Below are 23,587 nucleotides of genomic sequence, written 5' to 3' on the forward strand. Positions count from 1 at the left end.
GGCCTCATTTGCGACATAACCCCCACTACCCCCATAGGCAACACTTCTATGCTGTCCTCAGGCCGGACCGGAACGGAGTGGGATGCAGACCCGCAAGGATCTCTACCAGGCACATCGGCTCATGACCCAGCGCCTGGGTATGGCCCTGTTGCAGGGCGAGCCAGACCTGCCCGAGTCGCCGATGCGGCGGCACAACGTGGCGACGTTCGCCGGGATCATGGTCGGCGTTCTCATCATCGCGGGGTTCGGCATCTGGGGCATGCTCAAGCCGGGCGGCGCGACCAACCTGAGAGACGCCGGTCAGCTCATCGTCGAGGAGGAGACCGGCGCCGCCTACGTCTACAGCCAGCAGACCGGCCGGCTGCTCCCCGTGGCCAACTACGTCTCCGCCCGGCTCCTGCTGGACAGCGACGCCATCAAGGTCAAGACGGTGTCCGCGGAGTCGCTGGCCGGGTTCGCGCGCGGCGGGCAGGTGGGCATCGTGGGCGCTCCCGACTCGCTGCCCAAGCCCGAGCGGCTCATCAAGTCACCCTGGTCCGCCTGCGTGGTGGAGGCGACCGACCCCTCCGGGGGGCGCAAGTCGTACGTGACGCTGGTGGGCGGGACCGACGTCGGCGGCAGACCCGCCGGGAACGACGCGCTGGTCGTCAACGACGGACGGCAGAACTGGGCGCTCTGGGGCAACCAGCGCATGGCCGTGCGGAACGTGGACCGGCTCACCGACCAGACGCCCCGGCGGGTGCCGATCTCGTGGATCAACGCCATCGCCGAGGGGTCGGACTTCGCCGCGCCGCCGATCCCCCAGCGCGGCCGCAACATCCAGGGCCCCGGCGGTACGACGTTCAAGGTCGGGCAGGTCTTCAAGGTCGCGGCGGTCGCGGGCGCCCCCGCGCGCTGGTACGTCATGCTCGCCGACGGCCTCGCGCCGATCACCCAGACGCAGGCCACGCTGCTGATCCAGGATCCGGCCAGCCAGACGGCGTACGGCAAGCAGCACGTACGGGAGATCGCGATCGACGCGGCGAACGCCAACGCGGCGAAGGTCTCGGCCCAGCGGATCACCGGCGGCGGCATGCCGGCGACGATGCCGCGCTTCCAGGTGCCCGCCGGCTCGGTACCGCTGTGCATGGTCTACGCCAACACCGTGAAGGGGTCCGTGAAGGGCACGCTCACGGTCGGCAGCCGGATCGGCATTCCGACACCGGCGTCAAGTGGCAATCCGGAGAAGTTCGACCAGGTGTTGCTGCCCCCGGGCGCGGCCGCCCTGGCGGGGCTGCTGCCCGGCGAGAACCAGCTCTCCAACGTGCAGCAGTTCTACCTGGTCACCGACCAGGGGAAGAAATACCGGCTGGCCACGCCCGACGTGCTGACCAAGCTGGGTTACGACGCCTCGAACGTGGCCCCGCTGCCCGCCCACCTCCTGCGCCTCATCCCCGAGGGGCCGACGCTCGACCCTGCGGCCGCCAGGACGCCGGTCTCGGACACCCCGATCATCCGCCCAACAGGCTCCTGAACAGGAGCCCCACCGGCTCCTAAACAGGGGGTTTCCTGGACGCAAATACTTGTAAACATTAGTATCAAAGGTGCAGTTAGTACTTTGTGATACGTGGGGGGCTCATGGGGGACAAGGCCGAGGGATATGAGGTCATACCGCCCGACCTGAAGAAGGCTATGGAGACCTGCGCCCAGCAGGCCCCGATCGTCCGCAACGCCATGATCGCCTTCGCGCCCGCGAAGCTGAGCAAGAGCGACTTCGGCCTCGCGCCCGGCGCCGACGAGCTGGGCGCCGCGTACGTCGACGGCACCGCGGAGAACGAGCACAAGGACAAGCGGTACGAGTCGGTCTACGGCTACCTCGGCGACCTGGCCCAGGCCCTGGAGTTCATCACCACGGCCCTTGAGGTCTCGGCGTACAACTACAAGGCCGCGCACCAGGCCAGCGACGTCGGAGGCCCCAGATGAGCCAACACGGCAGCATCAACCCGCTCGAATGGGACTGGACGGCCTGGCACTTCGAGATCAAGTGGGGCTCGCTGCTCAACCCCGCCCCGCTGCTCGACACGATCAGGTCCATGTGGCGCGCGCTCCCCACGCTCATCGGCGGCGACGAGACCGAAGGACGCCTCAAGGCCGCCGCCGCGGCGCACGACAACCTCGCCACCAACCTGAACAAGGTCTTCGAGGTCCTCGACGCGCGCGCCCACGGCCAGCACGAAGGCTACCTCGACAAGATCGTGAAGGAGTGGAAGGGCAAGGCCGCCGACGACTTCAGGAAGGTCTGGGGCCTCGTACTGAGGCACGACAACCGCGTCGCGCTCATGAAGAGCTGCACGGAGATCGCCAACATCCTCAGGATGGTCGCCGACTCGGCCGCCCACACCAGGAAGGCCATCATCGAGCTGCTCGAGACGGCGATCATCTGGTATGTCGCCTTCTACGCCCTTCGGTGGGCGGCCGGCATGTGGGGCGGATGGCTGGCCGCGGGGGCCGCCTACATGCGCACGACGAAGATCGTGCTTCTGGCGGCCCAGGTCCTCACCAGGTTCGCATCCGTCCTCAGGATCTGCGCTGGCGCCCTCAAAGTCCTGCCCGTGGTCGGCCGGCTGAAGTGGGTGGCCAAGCTCGGCAGCGCGACGCGCACCGCCACGGCCATGACGAAGACGGAACTGCAGGTCGCGAAGTTCGAGAAGTACTCGGCCTACGCCGAGAAGTTCGGTGCGGCGAACTTCAAGGCGTACGCCAAGACCTCCGGCAGCGTGTACGCGGGCGTCATCGGCACGCAGATGGTGGCCCAGGGCATCAGCGGCCACAGCCTCTTCAACCTCGCCCCCCTGACCTTCACCCAGGCGGCCCGCATCACCACGGGCGCCACGCTGGTGGGCACCTTCGCCCCCATAGGCGGATTCTTCGGCAAGGGGATCCTCCAGGGCGGTACCGCGGCGAGCTGGGCGGCGACCCTGACCAAGACAGGCGCCGCCGTCGGCGAGTCCGGCATGGCCTTCGGCGGCTTCGTCGGGATGCGTAACTGGGCCTACGAGCAGATCAAGCACAAGCTGCCCGGAGCCAGGGTCGCCGGGAAACCGGGCAACATGCACAAGCAGTTCTGGAGTGGCATCCCGACGTCCTTCTTCCGGGTGTGGCGGCCCCTGCAGACCAACCACGACTTCGGCGAGCTGCCCCAGTCGAATGTGCCCGTCGCCAACGGCCACGCGACCCCGCCCGCACGGGTCGGCACGGCGAGGGTCGGCTATTGGCCGGTCGACAACGGCTCGCTGTACGACATCGCCCAGAAGGTGTACGGGGACCCGAACCGGTGGCAGGAGATCTACAACGCCAACCGGGACATCATCGGCGACGACCCGCGCAAGCTGAAGCCCGGCCAGGTGCTGCGGATCCCGCTGGACGAGTGAGAGTCAGGCCTCGGCCGTCCTGCCGGGGCTGCCGGAGCCGCCGGGCAGCTTCCCGGTCAGGGAGTCGTCCATCTTCACGGAGAGGCCGCCCATCTTCTCGTCGTACGTCATGCCGGCGTCGGAGAAGGGCGGCATGCCACCTGACTTCATCGCGGTCATCTCTGTCGGGATGGAAGCCTCCAGCATGGGGAAGAGCTTCCCGGTCATCTCGGTCTGCTGGGCGGACATGTAGAGGACTCCGCCCAGGCCCGCGACGATCAAGCCCTGCTTGACGAGCAGCTTCTTGACCGCCTGCAGCGTGATGGAGCCCCGCACGGCCGCCAGCCCCTCGGCCATGATCTTGGTCCACGGGGTGGCGCCCATGGCCAGCTTCCACATGCCCATGATGAACATGCTGGTGCCCACCGCCAGGGCCACGAGGGCGCCGTAGTGGTAAGCCTTGGCCGCCGAGTTGACGGCGTCCCCGGTGTCGTTACGGGTGTCCTTGAGGGACTTGACGCCATTCTTGAAGGCTGTGTGGATGCCCTCGAAGGTGTCGAAGGCCGCGCCATCCCACTTGCCCGAGGTCTTCAGCTGATTCTTGAGGTGGTCCAGCCCGTCGGCCAGCTCGTCCAGCTCGGACATCAGGCCGGCGTGGTCGATGCTCTGCCAGGCTTTGGCGGCGTCCGACATCGCGCCGGGGTTCGACACCAGCACGCCGATGCCGGCGGCGACGTAGAAGGCCCAAGGCTGCAGGATCGCGACGGCCGCGGCGGAGGCCGTGCTCGCCGCCAGCTTGTAGAGCGACGCGTCCGACTCGTAACTCACCTGGAATCCCGCCCAATCACTTCGGGCGCGATCTCATCGTCGCCGCCCCAGACGCCCTCGTCCTCGCCGAGCAGCGCGTTCTGGCGCTCGTTCTCCTTGTCGCCACCGGTCCCGGCGCCGCTCATCGGCATCATCGGCATCATGGGCATGCCGTTCGTACCGTTCACGCCTCGCAGGCCCGCCGGTACGGCACCCGCGCCCGCACCCGCTCCTCCCCCGATGCCCGTGCCGAACCCGGTACCGGTGCCGCCGCCACTGCCGATGCCCGAGCCGGTGCCGGTCCTGGTGGCGGAACCGTTCAGGTCCGGCGACAGGGTGCTGAGGTCGGGGTTCTTGACCTGCGGGGTGTTCAGCGAATTGGGGTCGAACTGGGACAGCTGCGTGCCGTCGGGGAGCTTGCTGTCGACGTCGGGCATCTTCTGGTCGGGCATCTGCGGCTGGCCGTTGAGCGCCGAGTCGATACTCGGCACTTTCATGTCGGGCTGGTTCCCCACAGGAGACGACGGCAGGTTCGTGTTGGGCAGGTTCGTCGAAGGAAGGTCGCTCGACGGCAGATCGGTCTTCGGCAGATCGGTCTTCGGGAGATCCGTCGACGGAAGATCCGTCTTGGGTAGACCGGTGTCGATCCCTGGCGGCTTGCCTCCGCCGGACATGTCAGGCAGTCCGGCGCCGGTGTCCGGCAGGCCGGAGTTGCCGAGGTTCCCAAGATTGCCGAGGCCATTGGGCCCGCCGCCGAGGCTGTTCGGGTCGAAGCCGATGTTCTTGACCCCGTCGCCGTTGGCATCCTCGGCCGCCTGGTAGTTCTTGGCGGCCTCCTTGAGCGCGGTTTTCCAGCTCTCCAGCGCCTTGCGCCCCTTGGCCAGCGCGTCCGCCTGCCGTTCGATCGCCTTGTCGTGGACGCTGCTGACGCCCATGCCGATCACGCCGAAGTGCGGCCACTGAACGCGCAGGTTTTCCGTCTTGCCCTCTAGCTGGGAGATGACCCCAGCGTGTGCGTCTATCGACTGGCTGTTGGTGTCGAGCGCGCTGGTCTTGAACGAGACGCCGGACGACATCGACGGCAGCTGGCCGCCGTTCTGCAACTGCGCCAGCTGAGCCGCCTGGCTGGAATTCGAGTCGCCCATCCCACTCCCTGTAGCGCGATCAGCAGATGACCGGGTCGGTCACGTCGTGCGCTGAGTTCCAGTCGTCCTTGTCCGCGGGGAGCCAGGTCATCCGCTCGAAGTCCCCCTGGTCCTGGCCCGCGCCGGCACCGGACATCGGCATGAACGGCATGCCGGACATGCCGTTGGCCGAAGTCCGCATGCCCGCCGCGAGGCCTTGGCCCGGGGCGCCCATGGCGCCGTTCGGCGAGCCGAGCACCGAGGGGACGCTGGGCGGCGTGCCAGTGGGTGAGAGGACACCCACCGGGTTGGGGGCGATGGTGCTCACCGGATTGCCGGTCGGGCCGATGCCGGTCGGGGTGATGACCGGCGTGGTCGGCGAGTAGGACGACACTTCCGTCCCGTTCGGGTCCAGGCCGCCCTTGGGGTTGTCGCTGCTGGTCTTGTCGTCCTGGCCGAGCACCGGCGGGACCGTCTGGTCCTGCTTGCCGGAGTCGCCGGTCTGCGAGGGGTCCTGGCTGCCGGTGCCGTCGCCCGGCGTGGTGCCGCTCTGGTCGCCGGTGCCGTTACCGCTCTGGTCTCCGGTGCCGTTACCGTTCTGGTCGCTGCCGTTCTGGCCGTTACCGTTCTGACCGTTGCCGGTGTCCGAGCCAGGCTTGCCGCCCGAGTCGGAGCCGCTGTGGTCGCCGGTGCCCGTGCCGCCCGTGCTGCCGCCGCGCGAGCCGTCGGAGCCCGTACCGCCGCCCGTAGAGCCCGTACCTCCGGAAGAACCGCCGTAGCCGTCCGACGACCCGTTCCCGCTCCCGCCGGCGTTGATGCCCTTGCCGGTCGGGTATCCGGGGTCGCGGTACGTACCCGTACCACCCGGAATCGAGACGGCGGGCAGTTCGTAGGACACGTCGTGCGGGACCTGCACGTTGTAGAGATCAACGATCTTCTTGTTGAGCTCCTGCATCGCTTTCTGGGCTTCGCGGTCCGCGGCGGCCTTCGCGGCCTTCGCGTTGGCGGCCTCGTCCACCATGATCTCGGAGCTCGGGACGTCGTTCCCGGAGCTCTTGTTCGTCGAGATGCCCTCGACCTTGGCGATCGTCTCGGGGAGGTAGCCCGCGTACTGGCGCAGGGCGGAGCCCATCATCTCCAGCTTGGTGGACAGCTCGCCGCCGGAGGCGTGCAGCATCTGCAGCGCGTGGCGCGCCTTGCTGGCGTCAGGGCCCTTCCACACAGTGAGGATCTTGCCCGCGTGCTCTTCCAGCGCGTTGACAGCCGACTCGATCGCGCTCGACGCCTTGTCGTACGCGAACCCGGCATCCTCGATCTGGCTGGGCTGGGTGTTGTTCAGCATCGTCAGGATCTCGTCCTTGGATGCGTTCACCGTCCCGCCCTCTGGCATCTTGTCGAACGACAGGATGACGACGACCTGCCGGCCGCCCTTGCCCTCGGCCATCAGCCCTTGCCCTCATTGGCCTTGTCACCGGCGCCATGGTTGGCGGCGCTCGCCTCGACGGCGGCGATCACGTCCTTGTAGGCGTCGACGAATTCCTTATAAACCTGAGCGAACTTCTTGCCGCCGCTGTTGGCGCCGACAGTCTGGCTGAAGGCACTGGCGTCGTGCCACGTGCCGATCTGCGCCTCGGACAGCTGACAGTGGTCCAGGAGGCCGTTCACGGAGCCGTTGGTGTAGCCCTCGGCCGAGCCAGGTCCCGTCATACCGCCGAGGTACGACTTGAGCTCTTCGGCGATCGCCCGCATCTGGGTGGGGGAATGCTCCCGCCCCGGTCCCGAGTCGAACAGATCAGGATCGATGTACAGAGGGTCTTGCCCCTCCATTGCGTCCTTCTGGGTCATCCCCATCCCCCTTGGAAAAAGGAACCCGGCCGGCGCTTCGAGGCACCGGCCGAGGGAGGCACGATCGCCGCAACGGACTTCTAGTCGGTCCAGATGCTGATGTTGCGCCGCTCAGCGTTCTCGTAGTTGCCCTTGGCGATGCTGACGGCCTTGGCCGCTTCGAACAGCTGCTTGCCCATCTCCACCTCAAGGGCGTCCCACTGGGCCTTCTTGCCGTCGAAGAACGTCTTCGCCTCGCCCTCCCAGTCGGTGCCGAGGGTGGTCCTGACGTCGTTGTAGAGATCGTCCGTCACCCGGTCCAGCTCGGTGACGATCGACTTCAGCTGCTCGTACGCCGCTTCCATGTTGGGGAAGTGGGCGTAGGTGTAGTCCTCTGGAGTGAACGTGTCGGCCATGATGTCTCCGTCCTACCTACGTGCTTTGGGGGCTTCTTAACTCGACGCGTTGATCAGCGAGTCGATTCGACCGCCGGCGCCCGCGGAGTTGAGCCCGCTGGAGATGTCCATGTTCTGCTGCGCGGCGTTGGAGTACACGCCGGCACCCATGTTCAGCTTGTCGTAGATGCTCTCGAGGATCTTGATGACTTGCTGGAAGTCGACATCCCACGCGTCGAGCGCCTTGCCGAACTGCTGGGAGGCGCCGCCCTTCCAGCCCGCGGCCATCAGGTCACCCTTGATGGTCTGCACCCGCTGGCGCATGCCCTCGATGTACTGGGCAGTGGTCTCGCACTGGCCCGCGGCCTTGATGAGCTTCGTGGGCGCGGTACCCATAAGTGTTGCCATTGGACCTCCAGGTCAACAAGGTCTGGTTCTGTACGGCGGCGCCGTAGGTCCGGTCAACCCGGGTACCCCCGCAAACAACATCAAATGGCATGCTAGCCCCCATCTGCCCCAGAAATAACAGATACTTAACATAACGGCTAGATCACCGTTAGGCGACTTTCAGGTAAACGCGCTGGTAGGCGGCTCGGCGATTTCTGACTCCGGCCGCTGGCCTGCGGTCGCGGCTGGACGTAAAGCTCACAACCTGTACGGCCCAGCAGCCTCACGGCTACGCTTTTGCCGCTTCTGTGTTGATTGCTGGGAGGGCGACAGGGTGGCCGAATTCGGGAGTATGGGGCGGCCGAGCATCGACAGCCTGCTCAACTGGAGCTCTCCCCCGCCGCAGGACGGGCCGGGCGAGGTTCAGGTGGGCGGCGCGCCTCCGGGCTCCGTCGACGGCAATACGACCGTCCTTGTCGCGGGTGGCGGCGACTCTCCGCGGCCGGATCAGGCGGGTCCCGTTGACGATCCGTCGATCCCACCCGACCAGGTAGGGCCCGCCAACGACCAGATCCCGCCGGATCAGGTGGGGCCGGCCGACGGTCAGGGGGATCCGACGGTGGCCGAGATCCAGTCCGACCAGCTGAGCTTCGGGCCCGAGTCGGTGGACGACGTGACCGACGGCGAGCCCGGCTCGGTCGATCCGCAGGCCGCCGAAGGTGACCCGGCGTGGGAGCCCTCCGACGCCGATGAGAATGGCGACCCGGACAACCCTGACGGCTCGGACGACGCGACCGAGGACCCGGACGCCCCGCAGAACCAGGACGACACCGGGAACTCGGACGACCCGAGCGACCAAGACGGCACGGACACCGGCGACCAGGGCGACACCTCGGACCCCCAGCAGAGCGACCCCGGCAGCTCCGACGGCCAGCAGGACCCCTCCGGCTCCGAGACCGACCCCCAAGGCCAGACAGACCCGAACGGCCAGCAAGACCCCGCGGACCCGCAAACCGACCCGAACGGCCAGACCGACCCGAGCCAGACCGATCCCGGCCAGACCGATCCTGGCCAGAGCGACCCGGGCCAGACCGACCCCAGCCAGCCCGGCGGCCAGGACGACACGACCGTCCCCGAGACTCCCTCGACGGACCCACCGGCCGACGGCGGCGCCGAAGACCCCAGCTCCAGCCTCCCGGAAACGCCGGAAACACCCACTCCCGAGACGCCGAGCACCGAAACGCCCACCCCCGAAACGCCGAGCACCGACATGCCGGCTACCCCGACCCCGGAAACGCCCAGCGCTGAGACCCCAGGCGCTGGAGGCGGCGACACGCCATCCGTCCCCTCCCCCGACTCCTCCGGAGGCGGCGGTGGCGGAGGCGGCCAGGGCGACGGCAAGTCCGACGGCAAGGACGGCAAGACCGGCGACAAGGACACCGGCGGCACCACACCGGACGAGAAGCTCATCGGAAGCGGGCTCGGCGGCGGCTGGCGCAAGGCCCGCCCCGAGGTCATGGAGAAGCTCGGCAAGAAGATCGGCCCCAGCGAAGGCGGCGACGGCGACACCCCGGGCGACCACATGGGCGCCGCGGAGAACACCGCCCGGAACATCGACATCGGCTTCCCGGGGTTCGGCCTGGTGGGCGCGATGTCGTTCGGCTCCGCGTACAGCTCGGCCCGCTCGTCGGCCGCCGACTACCTCAAGAGCGCCAAGAACCAGCTGGGCGTCTGGGACACGCAGCTCCGAGAGGGAGCCAACGTCGTCCGTGACGCCAACGACAAGAGCACCGTGAAGAGATGACCTCGGGGACGACATGGACTTTTACGACCAAGGCACGACCCTCTACACCACAGCGATAGCCGAATGCGTCATCGCCGCGGGCCTGCCATCGAACCCCGCGATCCAAACGATCAGCAGGTTCGCCGGGGCGCTCATCGGCACGATCCTCTCCAGCCCCAGTGACATCCGTGGCGCGGCCAGACACACCCGCGACATGACCACGACGGTCAACGACGCGGCCGCGTCCATCGACACCGCCCTCGACACCATCGACTCCGACGACTGGGAGAAAATGGCGCGTCCGGACGTCGACTCCGCGGTGAAGAAGTTCACCAAGGAGGCGAAGAACAGCTCACAGGCCTACGAAGGGCTCGCGCAGGCACTCGACCAACTCGCCGGACATTCCTTCCAAGGGGCCGTGGCCAGTGCCTCGGTGGCTTCGATCCTGGTCGCCCTCTCCGGCCTCAGCGCCGCGGGCAAGCTCTTCCCACCCACGGCGGTGGCGACGGACCTCACCGCCACCGCTTCGAGCGTCGCGGCGCTCGCCGTGCTGAAGTCGATCGTGGGCAAGAGCAAAGGCGTCTACATGGCGGCCGCGGGCATCGCCTCGGCGGCGGGCATGTACATGGGCCAGAGCGCCTCGGAGAACATGAGCAAGGCCGTCACGCCCACGGATCCCAAGTCGACGCCGGCGTTCGAGCAGGTCTACATCCCCAACCTGCCGACGTTCGACAAGGACGGCCAGCCCCTGGGCATGAAGAAGGACGCCTAGAGGTCCAAGCGGCGGCGGATGCGGTCGAGCTCGCCCATGACGTCCTCGAACGTCCGGTTGTAGGCGGACTCGGCCTCCTTGATCTTGTTCAGGGCGGCGTCGGGGTCCTCGACGTACTTCATCGGGTTGTCCTCGTCGCCGAACGCCTGGCCCATAGCCTCGGTGACCTGGTGCTGCAGGTCCGCGGTCGCGGCCTGGAGCTGCTCCTTGATGAGCTCGGAAAGCTCGCCCGAGCTCAGCCGCATCGCCTTGGGGTGCAGCTGGAGCTCGCGTAGCCCCTCGCTGCCGTACTCGATCGTGACCAGGCCGTCGTCGTCCTGGGCCCGCCCGACGAGGTCGGTCATGTTCTTCTGGAGCTCTTCGATGCGCGCGAACTGCTCGTCCGCGCCCTTGAGAAGCTTCTCGATGTCAATGTTCGCGAAGTCCCCAAACTCCTGCATCTTCACTCCACTCTCACAACACTGTTAAATCGCGCAGCAACCTATCACCCGGACAAACCGCGCACCCAGGAATAGACCTCGAGAACGCCCAGCGCGAGCGGGAAGAGCTCGACGATCAGGATGACGTCCACGATGTCCGCCGCGCGGCCCCAGAACGGCGACGGCTTGCCCGTGGGCAGCCAGAGGCCGATGCCGACGGCGGTCAGTGCCAGCCACAGCATGCCGATCGCCACGGCCACGGCGCCGATGACGCCGGACTTCGGGCCGAGGGTCAGCGCGAGCAGGCCGAACGCGGTCAGACCGACGGTGATCAGCCACAGCCGCTGGCGTACCCCACGGAAGACCCGGGCCCGCATCATCAGCGTCAGCCCGAGCGTCCCGGTCATGAGGGAGGCGATCCAGCCGCCGTAGGTGGCCAGCAGGACCTCGGAGACCAGCGCCACCAGACCGACCGCGATGATCATGCCGGTGGCGTAGCGCTGGGCGATGACCGTCCGCTCCTGGATGGCCGCGCTGTTCAGGCGCTGGTTGTCGGCCCGCAGCTCCTCCGCGGTGGTGGGCATGGCCGGGAGCGGCACCTTGGCCAGGCGGAACGACAGCGTGGGGACCAGCGGGCTCAACGCCAGCAGGATCGACACCGTCACCGCGGCCACTCCGGCGGGTGGCGGTCCCCACACCATGACCACGGCCGCGCCTATCGCCCCGAACGTCGTGGCGACGGCCGTACCGAGGAATCCCGGCACGCCGTCGGAGATCAGCGCGCCCGCGATGGTGGCCACCAGCGCGGTGCAGGCGAACGCGGCCAGCAGGTGGGGAGCGCCGACACCGGCCAGGACGCCGCCGCTGGCCGGCGCGAATAGGCCCGCGATGAAGCCGTACGGCAGCGCCCCGTGCCCGATCAGGGCACCCGCCAGGGAGTCGCCCACCGCTCTCGACAGGGCCGCGCCGGTGGCCACGACCACGAGCGCCATCAGCCCGGCCACCACCGTGACGACCAGCGCGGGCGCTCCGGACAGCGCCAGGGCGATCGCGCCCAGGACCAGCACCCCGAGCGCGCCGCTCGCGCCCATCAGCCGGGTGTGCCTGGTCTCCCAGGTGCCGGACGAATTCTTGACTCCGGTCGCGACCACGTCGGCCACGTCGTCGTACAGCGCGGGCGGCAGGATCGCCTCGCGCGGCCTCAGGTAGAGCACCTCGCCGTCGAGAATGCCCAGCGCGCCGAGGCTCTGGCCCAGGTCGAGCGGGGAGCCGCCGAGCCGCTGCAGCGTCCAGCCGGGCGCGGCGGCGGACTCACCGCCCAACTCGTCCAGGGCGCGCAGCAGGCCGGGCAGTACGTGCGGCAGCGGGATGTCGGCGGGCAGCGCCAGGTCGGCCTTGCGCCGCGGTCCCACGATCGTCACGTGGCACAGCGCGGGCAGCGGCACGTGCACCTGGGCGAGCGAGCTCACCTGCATGGGTCCCTGCGGATGCGGGGGACCCTGCAGGTGCGGCGGGCCTGGCAGGCGCGGGGGACCCTGCGGATACGGCCCCTGAACGGCCGGTCCGTGGACCATCGATCCCATGGCTGGACTCCGTCCCACGAGCATCATGGACAAGAGAGAACATATCGGGTCGCTTCTGGTAAGAAGGTCAGCAACCGATACGGAGGACCATCCCACGGTGAGCATTGTCGTTGTCCGGCGACCCGAACGCCGTCCCAGCCCCAAGCCGCCACGCGGGGAGATCCTGCTCGAATCGCCCCCTGAGATCCCCGAGGTCCAGGGGCAGGGCTTCATGCTGGTGCTCACGTACCTGCCCATGGTGGCGGGTGCCGCGGCGATGGCCCTGATGTTCACCGCGGGCGGCAACTCCAACCCGATCATGTACGTGGCGAGCGGCATGTTCGCGGTCTCCATGCTCGGCATGACGCTCGGACAGATGGGCCGCCAGTCGGGCGAGCGCAAGCACAAGCTCAACGGGGCCCGCCGTGACTACTTCCGCTACCTGTCGCAGGTGCGCAAGAAGGTCAGGCGGGCGGCCAAGCAGCAGCGCGAGGCGCTGGAGTGGAGCGGCCCCGAGCCCGACGCGCTCTGGTGGATCGCGATGGGCCCCCGCCTGTGGGAACGCCGGCCGCGCGACGACGACTTCAGCACGGTACGGCTCGGCACCGGCGTACAGAAGCTGGCCATCCAGCTCATCCCCCCGGACTCCAAGCCGGTGGAGGACCTGGACGCGCTGTCGGCCGGCGCGCTGCGCAGGTTCGTCAGGGCGCACGCGACGGTGTCGGAGCTGCCCGTGGCCGTGGCGCTGGGCTCGTTCGCGCGCATCAAGCTCAGCGGCGACCCGGCGGCCATGCGGGAGCTGGTGCGGGCCATGATCGCCCAGATGGCGGTGTTCCACTCGCCGGACGACCTGCGGATCATGGTGTGCGCCGGCCAGGAGTGGATGGGCCACTGGGACTGGGTCAAGTGGCTGCCCCACGCGCTGCACCCCGACGAGGTCGACGCCGCCGGACCGGTGCGGCTGATGGCCGAGAACATGAGCGAGCTGGACCGCCTGGTGGGCGCCGAGCTCAAGGAGCGGGCCAGGTTCCGGCCCGGCTCGCCCGCGGACTCCCTGCCGTACCACGTGCTCATCGTCGACGGCGGGCACGTGCCGCACGACTCACAGCTCGGTACGGACGCCATCCAGGGCGTCACGGTGATCGACCTGTCCGGGGCCACGGGGCCGGTGGAGGAGAAGGCCACGCTGCGGCTGGAGATCCAGCCGGACGGCTTCCACATGATCAAGCTGGACCACGCCGGCAAGGAGAACAAGACCCGCCTCGGCAACCCCGACAAGCTCGACTACCTGCGGGTGGAGGGGCTGGCCAGACAGCTCGCGCCGCTGCGCGCCTCGGCCACCAGCGGCGGCGAGGTCGAGGACGTGCTGGCGGTCAACACCACGCTGACCGACCTGCTCGGCATCGGCGACCCCATGCGGCTGGACCCGGCGCTGACCTGGCGGCCACGGGCGGGCCGCAACCGGCTGCGGGTGCCGATCGGCCTGGGCGCCGACGGCCGGATGGTCGAGCTGGACATCAAGGAGTCGGCGCAGGGCGGCATGGGGCCGCACGGCCTGGTCATCGGCGCGACCGGCTCCGGCAAGAGCGAGCTGCTGCGTACGCTGGTGCTCGGCCTGGCCGTCACCCATTCGTCGGAGATTCTGAACTTCGTCCTGGTCGACTTCAAGGGCGGCGCCACCTTCCTCGGGCTCGACACGCTCACCCACGTCTCGGCGGTCATCACCAACCTGGAGGACGAGCTCCCGCTGGTCGACCGCATGTACGACGCGCTGCACGGCGAGATGGTGCGCCGCCAGGAGCTGCTGCGCTCGGCCGGCAACTACGCCTCGCTGCGCGACTACGAGCGGGCCCGCGAGCAGGGCGCCGCGCTGGCGCCGATGCCGACGCTCTTCGTCGTGCTGGACGAGTTCAGCGAACTGCTGTCGGCCAAGCCGGAGTTCATCGAGCTGTTCGTGATGATCGGCCGGCTCGGCCGCTCCCTCGGTGTGCACCTGCTGCTGGCCTCCCAGCGGCTGGAGGAGGGGCGGCTGCGCGGCCTGGACACGCACCTGTCCTACCGGATCGGCCTGCGGACGTTCTCGGCCATGGAGAGCCGCGTCGTGCTCGGTGTGGCCGACGCCTACGAGCTGCCGTCCGCGCCGGGCAACGGCTTCCTCAAGTTCGACACCACCGGCATGACCCGGTTCAAGGCCGCGTACGTCTCCGGTCCCTACCAGAGCGACCCCCGCAGCGCGGCAGCCGAAGGCGATGACAAGACGATCCGCCAGGTCGTCGAGTACGGCCCGGCCTACGCGCCGCTCCCGATCGTGGAGGAGCCGGCCAAAGAGGTCGCCAAGCCGGACGACGAGCGAGGGCCGCGGAGCAGCCTGCTGGACATCGTCGTACAGCGTCTGGCCGGTCAGGGCCCCGCCGCGCACCGGATCTGGCTGCCGCCGCTCGGCGAGTCGCCGACCCTCGCGCACCTGCTGCCTCCGCTGTCGGTGACTCCGGAGCTGGGCCTGTCCACGCCCGGCTGGGACGGCCGGGGCCGCCTCGCCGGGGTCGTGGGCATCATCGACAAGCCGTTCGAGCAGCGTCGCGACCCGTACTGGCTGGACCTGTCGGGCGCGGCCGGCCACGTCGGCGTCGCGGGCGGCACCCAGAGCGGCAAGAGCAACGTGCTGCGCACGCTGGTGACCAGCATGGCGCTCACGCACACGCCGCGCGAGGTGCAGTTCTACTGCCTGGACTTCGGCGGTGGCGCGCTGGCCGCCCTGGACGGCCTGCCGCACGTCGGCGGCGTGGCCACCCGCATGGACGCCGACCGGGTACGCCGGACCGTCGCCGAGATCGCCGCCGTCCTCCAGCAGCGCGAGCGCGACTTCGCCGCGAGCGGCATCGACTCGATCGCCACCTACCGCCGTCTCGTCGCCGCCGGAGAGTACGAGGGCGACGGCTGGGGGGACATCTTCCTGCTGATCGACGGCTGGCTGACCATCCGCCAGGAGTTCGAGGCGCTGGAAGGGGTCATCACCGACATCGCGGCCCGAGGGCTCGGCTACGGCATCCACATCGTCGCCTCCACCAACAAGTGGTCGGAGTTCCGCGCGGGGATCAGGGACCTGTTCGGGACCCGGCTGGAGTTCAAGCTCGGTGACGCCTACGAGTCGGAGGTCAGCCGCAAGGCGGCGCTGGCCGTACCGGAAGGAGTGCCCGGACGCGGACTGACCAAGGAGGGCATGCACTTCCTGTCCGCGCTGCCGCGCATCGACGGGGTGCGCGGCGCCGACGACCTGTCCGCCGGCGTGCGGTCGCTGGTGGAGGTCGTACGGGCCTCCTGGCAGGGTCCCGCCGCCCGCCCCGTGCGGCTGCTGCCGTCGCTGCTGCCCGCCACGGCGCTGCCCGACCCCGCCCTCACCGGGCCGAACCGGATCGCCATCGGCATCGACGAGGCCGCCCTGGCGCCGGTCGCGATCGACTTCGACGTGGACCCGCACTTCATCGTGTTCGGCGACACCGAGTGCGGCAAGTCGAACGTGCTCAAGCTCATCATGGAGGGCCTGGTCGCCAGGAAGACGCCCAAGGAATGCATGATGATCGTGCTCGACTACCGGCGCGCCCTGCTCGACACCGCGGTCACCGACCACCGCATCGGGTACGCGGCCTCCAGCACCGCGGCGGCCGAGCTGATCCAGGACGCCCGTACCGCGCTGCTCAAGCGGCTGCCCCCGGCCGACCTCACGCCCGAGCAGCTCAGGGAGCGCAGCTGGTGGCAGGGCTCCGACCTGTACATCATCGTGGACGACTACGACCTCGTCGCCACCTCGAACAACCCGCTGGCGCCCCTGGCCGAGCTGCTGCCGCAGGCCCGCGACATCGGTCTGCACCTGATCATCTCCCGCCAGATGGGTGGCGCGAGCCGGTCCATGTTCGACCCGGCCGTCCAGCGGCTCAAGGAGATGGCCAGCCCGGCGCTGATCATGTCGGGCAACAAGGACGAGGGCGCGCTGTTCGGCAATGTGCGCCCGCAGCCGCTTCCGCAGGGGCGCGGCTTCTACGTGGACCGGAGGTCGGGCGCGCGCCTGATCCAGACGGCCTTCCTGGACACGCCGTAGGTTGTCCCCCGTGTCACATGTGCGCTACCGGCTGACCGGCACGTCCTTCCCCGGCACTGTGGAGCTGACGGTCTGGGCTGACGGTCGGGCCCGGCTTGAGCACGCGCGCGCGGGCGGGGTCCGGGCCTGGACCGCCGAACTGGACCGGGCCGTGTGGCCGTGGCTCGTGGACGGCCTGCGCTCGGCGCGCTTCCCGCACGTGGCGGCGCCTACGCCGCTACCGGGCTCCACGCTGCGCGAACTGACGGTGGTCGCCATTGGGGTCACCGCCGAGGTCGCGGGGTCCGCCGGAGGCGTGGATGACGGCGCAGGAGGTCCGGACGGTGTGCCGGGCGGGTCGTTGCTGTTCGGGTGGCGTGATGGTGGCGAGCTGGGGCTGGAGCCGGTCCTGCGGATACTCGACGCGCTGGTGTACCAGGTCGGCGACGGTGCCGTCCGGGAGACGGCGAACGAATTGCCGAGGCTGGCCCACCGCTCCACCCTGGACCGCGCGCTGCCGCCGCCGGACCCCGGCGAACCGGCCGCCGCCGCCTTCGGGACCGTGGGCGGGCGGCCGGCGTACGCGCTGTCCCGTCCCGGGCGCACTTTCAGCCTGTACGGCCTGCCGTACGGCGAGGACCTGGGCAGCGCCACCGTCACCGACGCGCCCACCCGGGCGGTCGCGCTCGGCACGGCCGGTGGCCGGGAGATCGTCGCGACCGGTGGCGACGACCTGGTCATCAGGGTTTGGGACACCGGCACCGGGCAGCAGCTCCACGCCACGACCGGCCACGACGGCCCGGTCCTGGCGCTGGCCGCGTCCGGCGGGCTGATCTACACCGGCGGCGCCGACTGCGTGCTGCGCGTCTGGGACGCGGCGGGGTCGCTGGGCGAGCTGCCGGAGCGGCACGAGGGCGCGATCAACGCGGTGTGCGTCGATGGCACGCTGCTGGTCACCGGCTCCGACGACGGGGCCGTGCGGCTCACCGACCTGTCGGACGGCCGCACCCTGCACTCGCTGCCCGGCCACCCGGGCTGGGTGAGCGCGGTCGCCGCCGCTGACAGCCTTGTCGCGTCGGCGGGCTCTGACCGGTTGATCCGGATCTGGGACGCGGGCACCGGTCAGGAGCTCCGCGCACTGGAGGGGCACGAGGCGAGCGTGACCGGGCTGACCTTCCTCAGCGTGGCGGGGCGCCCGGCGCTGGCGTCCTGCGCGCTGGACGGCCAGGTTGCCGTCCACGATCCGCGTACCGGAACACTCTTGGCCACCTGGCACTCAGGCCAATGGGCCAGCGCCATCGCCGTCGCATCGAACCCACCAGCACCCACCGCACCCGAAGAACCGGCCACCACCGCCACGCCTGAAGAGCGGGCCACCGTCGGAGCCGGTGCCGTGTCTGAAGGACCGGCCATCACGCCGGAAGGGCAGGTGGCCACCACACCATCCACCCTCACACCCGAAGGGCGGGCCGCCGCCGCGACCGGTGCCGTGTCGGAGTGGCTGGTTACCGCGGGTGATGGGGTGCGTGTCTGGACGGCCGATGGCACCCTGTCGCGGGAGCTCACCGGCGCCGTCGCAACCTCGGTCGCCAGCGACGGGGCGCTCGTGGCCGCCGGGTCCCCTGGCGGCACGCCGTGGTTCTGGCGGCTGGCCGACGGCGGCTTCCTGCCCGAGACGGCCGCCGCCTCCGGGGACGGCGGGGTCACGGGTCTGGCGTTCGACGGCGGCAACCTGGTCTGCGGCACCGACAGTGGCACCGTCCGCGTACATCAGCCGGGGGACGGCGTGGTCGCGGTGCCGACCCCGCACACCGGTCAGGTGCTCGCCCTCGCCCTCGACGGCGACCTGCTGGTCTCGGGCGGCATGGACGGCACGGTCAGGACCTGGGACGCGGTCTCGGGCCGGCCGCTGCGCCGCCTGATCGGCCATACGGCGGGCATTACGTGCCTGGCCACGGGCCGGGTCGGCGGCCGGGTCGTGATCGCGTCCAGCGGGTACGACCGGGCGGTCAGGACCTGGGACGCGGCGACGGGCCGGCCGCTGTCGGTGGTGCACGGGCATCCGCTGCCGGTGTACGCGCTGGCGTTCGGCACGGTCGGCGGCCGGGCCGTACTCGCCGCCGGCAGCTATGACGGGCTGGTGCCGGTGCGCGACGCCGAGACGGGCGAGGACGTCGTCGTGCTCGGCGGCAACCCGGGCACGGTCCGGTGCCTGCGCTTCCTCAGTCCCGACGGACCCGACGGACCCGATGTGCTGGCCGTGGGCTGCGACGACGGCACCGTACGGCTGTGGCGCCTGCCGGACGGCGAGCAGGTCGGCGGGACCCGGCTGGGGGACGTCCCGCTCGCCCTGTCCAGCGATCTGTACGCGGTCACCCATAACGGGCTGAGCCGCCTAACGCCCCCAGAATCGCAGTGACCCAGAACGGGCCGAACCGTCCCACGCCCGGTTCGGTCGAGGCAGCCTCGGCCGTCTACGGTGGGCCGAGCACGTCGTCCACGCCCAGCTGATCGAGGACCTTGAGCGCCAGCTCGACGTGTGACGCCTCGTAGGGGAAGTCGAACGACCTACTGCCAGGTGCCTCGTCGCGGTGTCCGATCGTCACACCCCGGTGTTCTGAAGGCACGAACTCCGCCCGGACGAGCAGCACCGAGCCGTCCGGCAGCACGTGTCTGCCGTTGACGAACCGGTCGAGACCTGCCCGCACGCGCGTGCCAAGGTGGCCCAGCGGCGACATATCGGAACGGTAGGCGAACCTGACGGTGTACTCCGTGACGGGCCGCATCACTCCGTCACGTGCCTTGACAGTCATGTCGCGACGCTCGATGGCCGCGACCCCCGGGTCACGTGCCCCCATGTTCACCGGCTGGACCTGCCTGCGCGCGGCCACCAGATCGGCCGGACGGAAGGTGTACGGCTTCCCCCCGTGCGGCGTGGCCCCCCAGTCGGTGACCGCCTCGCCCGCCCTTCGCGCGTCCCATGCCGCCCGCTCGCGCGCGGCTACGACGTCCGGCTGGGGAACCGGTTCGGTCGAGGCGGCCTCGGCCGTCCGCGGTGGGCCGAGCACGTCGTCCACGCCCAGCTGATCGAGGACCTTGAGCGCCAGCTCGACGTGTGACGCCTCGTAGGGGAAGTCGAACGGCCTACTGCCAGGTGCCTCGTCGCGGTGTCCGATCGTCACACCCCGGTGTTCTGAAGGCACGAACTCCGCCCGGACGAGCAGCACCGAGCCGTCCGGCAGCACGTACCCGCCGTCGACGAACCGGCTGAGAGCCGCCCGCACGCGCCTGCCGAAGTAGCCCAAGTCCGCCCGCGACATATCGGAACGGTAGGCGAACCTGACGGTGTACTCCGTGACGGGCCACATCACTCCGTCACGTGCCTTGACAGTCATGTCGCGACGCTCGATGGCCGCGACCCCCGGGTCACGTGCCCCCATGTTCACCGGCAGGGCCCGCTTGCGCGCGGCCACCAGATCGGCCGGACGGAAGGTGTACGGCTTCCCCCCGTGCGGTGTGGCCCCCCAGTCGGTGACCGCCTCGCCCACCCTTCGCGCGTCCCGTGTCTCCCCCTTCTTGTGCGAGCCCGTATGCGGGAACTCCCCAAGAGCCTTGGGCGGCCCGGCGGGCTGCCCGGGTCCTGGGTCGTCGTGCAGCCGTTCCACGAGCCGGGCGAAGTCCGCACCGTCGAACGCGAGGCCGTGCCATTCCCCCGCCTGCAGGGTCCGCAGTTCGGTGGTGACGCGGACGAAGTCCACGGATCCGCTGGCCAGTACGGGCGAGTGCTCCGCCGCGTAGCTGAACACGGCCGAGGCGCGGCGGACGGCGGCCTCGCTCGGGGGCTCGCCGAGGAACTCTCCGGCCGCCCTGCGCAGGGCCGGTGCTCCTGCCTCGCCGGGATGCGGCTGTCCGCCGGTGTAGGCGAACCATTCCGCGAGCCTCGACAGGCCCTCGACGGTCCTCGGAGCGACCTGGTTGTGGCCCAGGACCGCCTCGGTCTCCGCCTTGAGCCACGCCGCGTCGGGCAACCCCGAGTCCGGCCCCCTGCCGAGGAACTTGACCAGGCCGTGCAGGCGGCGCAGGTCTCGTACGGTCGGGGCGTCCATGACGGCGCCGTAGAGCGAGTGGGCGGCGTCGAAGAGCGCGCCGGTGTAGGCGATGTGGCGCTGGGTGACCCGATCGCCGAACAGGGAGTAGGCGCGATCCAGCACCTGCACGTGGTCGAGCAGGTCACCGCCTCGATGGGGGAACTGGACGAGCAGGTCGCGCAGGTACCGGGGAAGGCGCAGCGTCTCGGGGGTGTGGACCGGCCGGGTCCATTCGTCGGCCGGCTGCCGGAACCCCGCGTCGCCCTCGGCGAAGCGGTCGGAGCGGGGCAGCAGGTCAGAGAAGTGAGCCAGGTGGTGGTCGAGCAGCGTTGCCCGTGGCGGGACCTCGTGGCCCGCGTGATCTATCAGGACGCTTTCGGCGGCCGAGCGCACGCGGGACGCGTCACCCATCAGGTTGGCGCCTGGTTCGAGGCCCTGGTCGGTGAGCGTCCTGCGACCTTGAGTCCGGTGGTCGCGGTACTCGTCCGGCAGCCCGAGATGGTGTCCGAGCTCGTGGGCGTGGAGGTGCGCGTCGGTGTTGGCGCACCAGTTCACTATGTCGGGATGGCCGCCGGCGCGGAAGGTCACCACGCCGGGGTCGCCGGGCCGTGCGGTGCGCACCTCCTCGAATTTGAGCCGGACATGCAACTGACTGCCGTCGGAAAGCCGGTGCTGGTGGTTGTAGTACAGGTCCATGCCGTCGAGGGCGTTGGACTTGAGCCGCGTCACCTGCTCGGCCGTCATGCCTTCCTTGGCGACGTACCGGATCGTGACCGTGAACTCGGTGACCCGCCGAACCTGGCCACCGTCACCCCGGATCGCGAAGCGGCGTGCTTCTACGCGGGCACTGGCGTCGAGATCCGGGTACCCCACGCGGTTCTCGATCAGGTGGGCAGTCGCTCTGCTCCTGAGGTGGGCCCACTCGCTCGCCCTGACCGCCTGCCTCGGGTCGATGACATTGGCCATCACTCCGCTGGTGACGCTGTCGCCGTGGATCGGCAGGAGCGGCGTCCGATAATCCGGGTCGAGCTCCTGGCTGCGTGCCGGGTGCGCCCTCATCTCGCCGGAAGCGTTCTGCGGCAAAGGCTCCACTGCACGCGGCGGGGCGGCTCCCTCGAACGTCCGAGGCCGCTCCCCGAACGTCGGGCAGGCCGCCCGCGGCTCCACGATCACGGACCCGGGGGGCGCGTCCAGCACCGAGACCGTGCCGCTGGCGTTCTTCGCGATCTTCTCGAAGGCGAACTCGACGCTGCTGTACCAGTCCGTGTGCCCGAGCGCCCGGAACTCCTGCCGCAGCGCCTCCACGCGTGGCCGGAGCGCCTCGATGTCGGCCTTGCTGAGCGGGTTGGGCGCCCAGTCGGCCGATTCGCCCTTGTCCCGGAAGAAGTGGCGGCTGAAGGGGCTGTTCGTGTCGGGTAACAGCCCGGAGAAGGCCTTGTCCCCGTCGTAGCCCTTGACCCTGCCGTCGACGCCCTCCAGGAAGTCCTGGTGGGCGCGTTTCGGGGAGAAGCGGTCGTGGTTGCCGGTCAGCGCGTCGAGCAGGCCGAGGAGGATCCCCTCGCGGGTGTTGTGCAGCCGCGACAGATGCCACTTGCCGTCGGGCCCGTGCTGGACCGGCACCTGCTTGCCGTCGACCCAGTCGATCAGCAGTCGTCGCTCGCCGACGATGTGGGTCGCGGCGACGTCGGCGCCGATCGCGCGGCCGAGCCGTGAGCTGAGATGGTCGCGGTCCCGCCGATCCGTCCCGGAGAACTCCTTGTCGACGGCGTGGCTGCCGTCGGCCAGCCGGACCTTCTCCACCTTCACCGTCTCGCCGCCCGCGCCGGCCAGCGGTTCGCGCGCGACCACCCCGCGACGGGCGCTCTCGGCGAACGTCGCGTGGTCCCTGAGCCGGACGGGTCCGGTCTCGGCCGGGCGCGCCCAGTTGATCAGCTGGTCGACGCTGCGCCGGAAGATGTTCCGCTCCTCGTACGGGCGCGGCCGGGCTTGCTCACCGTCGGCCAGGGCACGGGTATCGCCGGCGTCGGCCAGCCTCGTCCGCCCGTTCCCGTCCGCGTCGTCCGGCCCCGTGCCGTTCCGTGGGCCGTGGTCGCCCGGATCGTCGAAGCGCGCGTGCTCGTCCAGCCCCCTGGGCCCGGGGTGGCCGCCGCCCGGGCTCCAGCTCGCCCAATGCGCGTCGGCGCCGCCCGCCACGCCCGACGACAGGCCCTTCAGCACCAGCGTCCAATCGACCGACCCGTCACCGCTCCACAGCTCCGTGCCCAGCACGGCGCCCGCGTTCGCCACCCCTGACTGGCCCATCAGCATCCACAGTGAGCGCGTCGGGAACGCCCACGCCAGCCCGGTCAGCAACCCGCCGGTCAGCGCTCCGGTGGCCGCCGACGTCCCCACCTGCCGCCAGTCCACCCCCTCGCGGCGCGACTGCGTCAGCTGGACCAGGAGGTCCATCCCGCCGAGCAACCCGCCGAACAGCGCGATGTTGATCATCAGCCGGCGGGCGAACTGGCGTACCGTCCACCGCGCCGCCTGCGCGCGTACGCCGATCAGCCGCAGCGCCAGGCCGCCCGCGGGCGACACCAGCGCCCACGTCAGCCACGCCAGCTGCACCACCAGCAGCAGTACGGCCAGCCGCATCATCCGCTTGGTGAACTGGAGCTGCACGCCCAGCTCGTTGCACGCGAACGCCAGGTCCACCAGGGACCGCACCAGAGCCGCCTGGCGACCGCCCACCTCCTGGGACACCTTGCGGGTGAACGCCCGCAGCGCGGGCCCGTCCCACCCGTCGGCGTACAGCCGGATCCCGTCCCCGTCGGCTCCGCGGGCCACACCCCGGGCCGCCTTCACCAGCGCGTCGGCGAGCCTGAACAGACCGCCCTCATCGCCTTTGGGCCAGTCCGTCCCCAGCACCCAGCCCGCCCACGGACGGGCCCAAGCGGGCACGGGTATCCCATCGAGCAGCACG

At 70.0% G+C, this 23,587-nt stretch carries 16 protein-coding genes; 7 read left to right on the plus strand and 9 right to left on the minus strand.

Annotated elements, in window-relative coordinates:
• The first annotated feature begins 82 nt into the window (after positions 1–82).
• From eccB to AB0J16_RS37130, 3 genes are all read left to right on the plus strand, one after another.
• Complete coding sequence (eccB, locus tag AB0J16_RS37120; RefSeq protein WP_358548560.1) at positions 83–1,513, plus strand: type VII secretion protein EccB; 1,431 nt, start codon at positions 83–85, stop codon at positions 1,511–1,513.
• A 104-nt stretch (positions 1,514–1,617) separates the two neighbouring features.
• The gene (locus tag AB0J16_RS37125; protein WP_358548563.1) at positions 1,618–1,962 is read left to right on the plus strand and encodes a hypothetical protein; all 345 of its coding nucleotides are present in this window, start codon (positions 1,618–1,620) and stop codon (positions 1,960–1,962) included.
• The gene (locus AB0J16_RS37130; RefSeq protein WP_358548566.1) at positions 1,959–3,410 is read left to right on the plus strand and encodes a hypothetical protein; all 1,452 of its coding nucleotides are present in this window, start codon (positions 1,959–1,961) and stop codon (positions 3,408–3,410) included. Before AB0J16_RS37125 ends, AB0J16_RS37130 begins: the two co-directional genes overlap by 4 nt.
• A 3-nt stretch (positions 3,411–3,413) precedes the next feature.
• On the opposite strand, the gene AB0J16_RS37135 is transcribed toward AB0J16_RS37130, so the two are convergent.
• From AB0J16_RS37135 to AB0J16_RS37160, 6 genes are all read right to left on the minus strand, one after another.
• A complete protein-coding gene (locus AB0J16_RS37135; RefSeq protein ID WP_358548568.1) occupies positions 3,414–4,217 on the minus strand; it encodes a WXG100 family type VII secretion target in 804 nt (267 codons plus the stop codon).
• Complete coding sequence (locus AB0J16_RS37140; protein ID WP_358548570.1) at positions 4,214–5,341, minus strand: type VII secretion target; 1,128 nt, start codon at positions 5,339–5,341, stop codon at positions 4,214–4,216. Before AB0J16_RS37140 ends, AB0J16_RS37135 begins: the two co-directional genes overlap by 4 nt.
• Positions 5,342–5,360: 19 nt before the next feature.
• Positions 5,361–6,764, minus strand: coding sequence for a WXG100 family type VII secretion target (locus tag AB0J16_RS37145; RefSeq protein ID WP_358548573.1), 1,404 nt, complete (start codon positions 6,762–6,764; stop codon positions 5,361–5,363).
• Complete coding sequence (locus AB0J16_RS37150) at positions 6,764–7,165, minus strand: hypothetical protein (RefSeq protein ID WP_358548575.1); 402 nt, start codon at positions 7,163–7,165, stop codon at positions 6,764–6,766. The genes AB0J16_RS37145 and AB0J16_RS37150 overlap by 1 nt, the downstream gene beginning before the upstream one ends.
• Positions 7,166–7,245: 80 nt before the next feature.
• Positions 7,246–7,560 (minus strand): WXG100 family type VII secretion target, encoded by a 315-nt coding sequence (locus AB0J16_RS37155; RefSeq protein ID WP_225293530.1) that lies wholly within the window; start codon positions 7,558–7,560, stop codon positions 7,246–7,248.
• Between the two features lie 36 nt (positions 7,561–7,596).
• Positions 7,597–7,947, minus strand: coding sequence for a WXG100 family type VII secretion target (locus tag AB0J16_RS37160; RefSeq protein WP_358548577.1), 351 nt, complete (start codon positions 7,945–7,947; stop codon positions 7,597–7,599).
• A gap of 313 nt (positions 7,948–8,260) precedes the next feature.
• Here AB0J16_RS37160 and AB0J16_RS37165 point away from each other — a divergent pair, with 313 nt between their 5' ends.
• Complete coding sequence (locus tag AB0J16_RS37165; protein ID WP_358548580.1) at positions 8,261–9,730, plus strand: hypothetical protein; 1,470 nt, start codon at positions 8,261–8,263, stop codon at positions 9,728–9,730.
• A gap of 13 nt (positions 9,731–9,743) precedes the next feature.
• Positions 9,744–10,481 carry a WXG100 family type VII secretion target gene (locus AB0J16_RS37170; protein ID WP_358548582.1) on the plus strand — a complete coding sequence of 246 codons (738 nt, stop codon included), beginning with the start codon at positions 9,744–9,746 and terminating at the stop codon, positions 10,479–10,481.
• Here AB0J16_RS37170 and AB0J16_RS37175 read toward each other — a convergent pair.
• Both AB0J16_RS37175 and eccD read right to left on the minus strand, forming a co-directional pair.
• Positions 10,478–10,921 (minus strand): YbaB/EbfC family nucleoid-associated protein, encoded by a 444-nt coding sequence (locus AB0J16_RS37175; protein ID WP_358548585.1) that lies wholly within the window; start codon positions 10,919–10,921, stop codon positions 10,478–10,480. The genes AB0J16_RS37170 and AB0J16_RS37175 overlap by 4 nt on opposite strands.
• A gap of 44 nt (positions 10,922–10,965) precedes the next feature.
• Positions 10,966–12,375, minus strand: coding sequence for a type VII secretion integral membrane protein EccD (gene eccD / locus AB0J16_RS37180; protein ID WP_358548852.1), 1,410 nt, complete (start codon positions 12,373–12,375; stop codon positions 10,966–10,968).
• A 205-nt stretch (positions 12,376–12,580) separates the two neighbouring features.
• On the opposite strand from eccD, the gene eccCa reads away from it, so the two are divergent.
• Together eccCa and AB0J16_RS37190 are read left to right on the plus strand one after the other, a co-directional pair.
• Positions 12,581–16,558, plus strand: a complete 3,978-nt coding sequence (gene eccCa / locus AB0J16_RS37185) for a type VII secretion protein EccCa (protein WP_358548588.1) — start codon at positions 12,581–12,583, stop codon at positions 16,556–16,558.
• 10 nt (positions 16,559–16,568) lie between these two features.
• Entirely contained in the window at positions 16,569–18,956 is a 2,388-nt protein-coding gene (locus AB0J16_RS37190; RefSeq protein WP_358548591.1) for a WD40 repeat domain-containing protein, read from the plus strand.
• A gap of 55 nt (positions 18,957–19,011) precedes the next feature.
• Here the strand turns inward: AB0J16_RS37190 and AB0J16_RS37195 are convergent, their stop codons facing one another.
• Complete coding sequence (locus tag AB0J16_RS37195) at positions 19,012–23,586, minus strand: hypothetical protein (RefSeq protein ID WP_358548594.1); 4,575 nt, start codon at positions 23,584–23,586, stop codon at positions 19,012–19,014.
• Between the last annotated feature and the right edge of the window lies 1 nt (position 23,587).

The sequence above is a fragment of the Nonomuraea sp. NPDC049750 genome, from assembly GCF_040659625.1.
Classification (GTDB): Bacteria; Actinomycetota; Actinomycetes; order Streptosporangiales; family Streptosporangiaceae; genus Nonomuraea.

Coding starts and splice junctions, on each gene's coding strand:
- eccB (WP_358548560.1), top strand. CDS start 83: ATGCAGACCCGCAAGGATCTCTACCAGGCACATCGGCTCATGACCCAG.
- AB0J16_RS37175 (WP_358548585.1), bottom strand. CDS start 10,921: ATGCAGGAGTTTGGGGACTTCGCGAACATTGACATCGAGAAGCTTCTC.
- AB0J16_RS37155 (WP_225293530.1), bottom strand. CDS start 7,560: ATGGCCGACACGTTCACTCCAGAGGACTACACCTACGCCCACTTCCCC.
- AB0J16_RS37145 (WP_358548573.1), bottom strand. CDS start 6,764: ATGGCCGAGGGCAAGGGCGGCCGGCAGGTCGTCGTCATCCTGTCGTTC.
- eccD (WP_358548852.1), bottom strand. CDS start 12,375: ATGCAGGTGAGCTCGCTCGCCCAGGTGCACGTGCCGCTGCCCGCGCTG.
- AB0J16_RS37160 (WP_358548577.1), bottom strand. CDS start 7,947: ATGGCAACACTTATGGGTACCGCGCCCACGAAGCTCATCAAGGCCGCG.
- AB0J16_RS37140 (WP_358548570.1), bottom strand. CDS start 5,341: ATGGGCGACTCGAATTCCAGCCAGGCGGCTCAGCTGGCGCAGTTGCAG.
- AB0J16_RS37125 (WP_358548563.1), top strand. CDS start 1,618: ATGGGGGACAAGGCCGAGGGATATGAGGTCATACCGCCCGACCTGAAG.
- AB0J16_RS37150 (WP_358548575.1), bottom strand. CDS start 7,165: ATGACCCAGAAGGACGCAATGGAGGGGCAAGACCCTCTGTACATCGAT.
- AB0J16_RS37130 (WP_358548566.1), top strand. CDS start 1,959: ATGAGCCAACACGGCAGCATCAACCCGCTCGAATGGGACTGGACGGCC.
- AB0J16_RS37170 (WP_358548582.1), top strand. CDS start 9,744: ATGGACTTTTACGACCAAGGCACGACCCTCTACACCACAGCGATAGCC.